Source organism: Mangrovibacterium sp., from assembly GCF_059905295.1.
Genome location: NZ_JBZQJF010000137.1, coordinates 1 through 4441, shown reverse-complemented (window position 1 = coordinate 4441; position 4441 = coordinate 1). Strand labels below are relative to the sequence as shown.

At 42.1% G+C, this 4441-nt stretch carries 3 protein-coding genes; 2 read left to right on the top strand and 1 reads right to left on the bottom strand.

Features of this window, described 5'->3' with window-relative positions; all coding sequences use genetic code 11:
• Window positions 1–282 (top strand): hypothetical protein (locus tag AC37HE_RS07160; protein ID WP_500782121.1); only part of this gene is annotated, 282 nt, incomplete at its 5' end.
• Window positions 283–922: 640 nt separating this feature from the next.
• On the opposite strand, the gene AC37HE_RS07155 is transcribed toward AC37HE_RS07160, so the two are convergent.
• Window positions 923–1657, bottom strand: coding sequence for a hypothetical protein (locus AC37HE_RS07155; RefSeq protein WP_500782120.1), 735 nt, complete (start codon window positions 1655–1657; stop codon window positions 923–925).
• Between the two features lie 832 nt (window positions 1658–2489).
• Between AC37HE_RS07155 and AC37HE_RS07150 the strand changes: the two genes are divergently transcribed.
• A complete protein-coding gene (locus tag AC37HE_RS07150) occupies window positions 2490–4124 on the top strand; it encodes an amidohydrolase (RefSeq protein WP_500782119.1) in 1635 nt (544 codons plus the stop codon).
• The last annotated feature ends 317 nt before the right edge of the window (window positions 4125–4441 follow it).

Below are 4441 nucleotides of genomic sequence, written 5' to 3'. Positions count from 1 at the left end.
TTACCTTTTTTCTTTGCCGCAGGCTGGCGGAAGGATCAGTATGAACACTGGCACCCTTTAACAGTCGAGCGTGCCGAGGTTGTAAGAAGATTAGCGGTTGATTTTGATGCTGTTCTGATTGATTACCCGGTCCTGTTTGAAGAAGCACAAAAGCGGGCGCCCATTGATTACTGGATTTGGGATGGCGTGCACCCGCGGGTGTTTGGACATGAGCTGATGGCCCGGGAATGGATTAAGCAGGTGAGTGATCGACTGGAATTCTTGAAAGTATATGATTACTGATTGATCTAAGTATGCTGTGTCGTGATGCTTATTTGAAATTGACCTTCTGATTTGAAAAAGCCTCCGGCTTAAATTGATTTACATCCTGTTCTCTGTAGGATGGGGATTGGAATTTGTAAAAGCCGCATGAGAGAGGGATAAATCGGTAATCTGTTTTTAACACGGTAAAGACAGGATTTATAAATACTCCTGGCCGTTGGAAGATGATAAAGGCAAGAAATACAAATGCTGACGCTTATTCGAAGCTGGTAAGAGGAAGATGTATAAATGCTGATGCTTATTCGAACTTGGTAAGAGCAAGATGTATAAATACTGATGCTTATTCAAACCTGGTAAGAACAAGAAGTATAAATACTGATGGCTATTCGAACTTGGTAAGAGCAAGAAGTATAAATGCCGGAGCTCCATTGTTCTTGTATTTCAGTGTTTTGTAAAATACGAATCATAATGGTGTGATTTGAGGTTTTTATCGGAATTTGTCAGATTTGATGAAAAGGAGCGTCTAAAGCTAAGCCCCGGAAAAAGCTTGTTTATCTATTAAATAAACACAAGCATTAGCCGGGGCTTAAGTTTTATAGTTTGCTTACCGACCGTTTGTTTACCGTCGGCTGCGTTTTTCTGTTTGTTGGAATTCAAACTACTAGTTTGCTCGCGAAAAATGGATTTTACTAATCGTTTTGTATTCCGGGCTTGATGCGCCAAATACAGATTTCACATAGTTTTTTACCATTGCTGCGATATCGCAAACACCCGTGTTTTCCGCATAAAGAACTTTATTGCGCTCGATACGGGCTGAGTCGAGTGGTATTTCGACCAGGGTTGCGGCTGTGTTTTTTTCATCTATATCCGTGTACATCGTCCGTAATGATTCGGTGGTTAGTTCGACTTCATTCGGGGTGTATTGCTCAATTGTTGCCAGGAGATTAATCAGTTTGTCGAAATTATCGAGGCGACTGTCAAAGCTCATTCGCGATGTTGAATGATGCTTCGTATCGGTGGTATCGGTTGATTCGACTGTTGAATCGGTTACAACACGTTTGTGGTCTCCTCTTATTTTCTTTACCAGTGTCTGGGCATTTTCCACCAGTTGTTTGGGGGCACCGCAGGCTTTAAGTGCATTTAAAATGCGGGTGGTAAGGCCGGAGAGTGGTTTGTAGGCTTCTTCGCGGTTTGTGATGGCTGGTTTGCTATCGGCCATGCATTTGTTTACCAATTTGACCGCTGCTTCGGCATTTACACATAGATTTGCCAGCGAAGAGATCTGAATTTTCTCGTTGGAAGGATTATATGTTTCGCCCATTCCTCTTACAACTGCCAAGACCGTTTTTATATTAGACGCATTTTTGGCATGTCCTTTTTCGGAAACACTTTTCATAAGCTTTCAATTTTGAATTATTACTGTCCTTTATCGTTAACAAAGTTACGATAAGTAAACGGTATGGACTCTGGTCTTTGCTTATGTTTTGGAGCATGTTTAGGTCATTAAATGAGTTGGTTAAGAGAAATTTGTGTAAGAAATAACTATTGTTTTTATTCTTTTTTATTTGTATTTGCTTTTTTTTAATTCCAAGTTCCAAGTTCCAAGTTTCGAGTTTCGAGTTTCGAGTCAACCCGATAACTTTTGAGGAGAAGGACAAGTGGCTATTCACGAAATCTTATACTTCCATACTTGTAGGTGATCCTCGGGAATCAGGTTTGTTTTCCGTGAAAGTCTCTTCTTTAGATTTTTCAGTGAATGGTCTTTCACTTCTAATTTGTACAAGGAAGGTTATTTTGTCCTATCGGACGGATTTTACTTTTTGGCTTGAACCAAAAAGGTAAACAAAAAGTTCAAGGCTGATTTTTATCTTCAGGTGTCAGCTCCTGAAAGCTAAGTTCGTCCGGGTGATCTCCTTCTGTCGTCGGAGCTTCCCGGCTTCACTAAGCCTCCGGTTCGCTTTCAACCATCGATAAAAAGTAGGCCAAAAGCGCTTCGAGCTTTCTTTCTCATTTAACCTCAAGGAAGTTCGGTCCTTGTTACTTTTCTTGCTGTGGGTGATCATGTTTGTTTCCTCTTTTGTTCGCCTGGTTGTTAATGCCAAGTACCGGGATTAATTTTTATTGCTATGCATTACAAAAGTCCGCCGGCCAATGTGAATTGGTTTAATGAGTAGACTATTATTCAATTTTTTGAGTTTAATAAAATAGTGACCCCAAACCAGACCTATATGAAAATTAGTTTAGTTGCACTTATTATTGCCACCCTGTTATCTTGCTCACCAATGAAAGAACATGCCGATCTTATCGTAACCAATGCCAAAGTATACACCGTAAACAACAAGTTTGATGTCAATGAGAGCTTTGTTGTGAATAATGGAAAGTTCGTTGCTGTCGGAAATGCGGACGAGCTTACTCAATTGTACCAGGCAGACACTGTAATTGATCTGCAGGGAAAAACTGTTTATCCGGGATTTTACGATGCTCATTGCCACTTTTACAGTTATGGACTGGAGCGGCAGATGGCCAATTTGGTCGGTACTAAATCGTTTGATGACGTGTTGGAGCGGGTGAAACAACATGCTGAAAGTCATCCCTCGGAATGGATACAGGGAGGAGGTTGGGATCAAAATGACTGGGAGATTCAAGAATTTCCAACGAAGGAAAAGCTGGACCAGGCGTTTCCGAACCGACCAGTTGTACTATCGCGGATTGATGGGCATGCGATACTTGTGAATTCTGAAGCCTTAAAAAGAGCCGGGATAACCGAAAAATCTGAGCTTGACGGTGGAAAGTTTGTTAAAAAAGATGGCCGGTTAACAGGTGTGTTAATTGATCAGGCCATGGAGTTGGTTTGGAAGGTAATGCCCAAACCGGATGTGAAAGTTAACACGAAGGCATTGCTTGAAGCGCAAAAGGACTGCTTTGCTGTTGGGTTGACAACGGTTGATGATGCCGGTCTTTCCAATGAAATTGTGATGCTTATTGATACCCTGCAAAAGTCAGATTCCTTAAAGATGCGTATTTATGCCATGTTAACTCCCTCGGATGAAAACCTGGAGCAATTTGTCAAAAAAGGTCACTATAAGACCGATTATTTGAATGTTCGCTCCATCAAATTATATGCTGACGGGGCTTTAGGTTCGCGAGGTGCATGTTTGTTACAAGCTTATTCGGATGATCCGGGCAACTATGGCTTAATGGTATCGACGCCGGAAGAATTACGGAAATTTTGTAAGCTTGCTTTTGAAAATAACTACCAGGTCAATACCCACGCCATTGGCGATTCGGCCAATCGTGTCATGCTTACGATGTATGGCGAATTTTTAAAAGGTGCAAACGACAGGCGATGGCGGATTGAGCATGCGCAGGTTGTGGCTCCCAACGACTTCAGTTTGTTTAAAAAATACGCCATTATTCCATCGGTGCAACCAACACATGCTACTTCGGATATGTATTGGGCCGGGGAAAGACTGGGCGAGGAACGGGTGAAATATGCCTATGCCTACAAAACCTTAATGGAGCAAAATGGGTGGTTAGCTGACGGCAGCGATTTTCCGGTTGAGAACATCAACCCCTTGTATGGTTTTTATGCTGCTGTTGCACGGATGGACTTCGATTATTATCCCAAAGGAGGCTTTCAAATGGAAAATTCGCTGACCCGTGAGCAGGCGTTAAAGGCCATGACGATCTGGGCTGCAAAATCCAACTTTGAGGAAAATGAGAAAGGGAGTATTGAGCCCGGAAAATTTGCCGACTTCGTGGTGCTTGACCAGGATATTATGCAAATTGATGTGAAAGAAGTTCCCAAAGTGAACGTGTTAGAGACTTTTGTCGGTGGTGAAAAGGTCTATTCTCAACGATGACATCTTTTACTGTGAAAGTCCCTTCTGAGTTTCGAGTTTCAAGTTCCAAGACAACCCGACAACTTCAGATAACAATGAAAACCTGATGTCCGGAAAACTTTCCACTTTCATCCCTGTTGGTGATTCGCCGGAATCATGAATGTTTTCTATAAAAGTCTTTTTCAAGATGCGTTGAAGAGGATCGATTCTGCTCCAATACATTTCCGCTAGCCTTACCAGGCGGGTTTTCATCTTTGGCTTGCCCCAAAGACGAAACAGAAAACGCAAGGCTGATTTTTATCTTCAGGTATCAGCTCCTGAAAGCTAAGTTCAGCCGG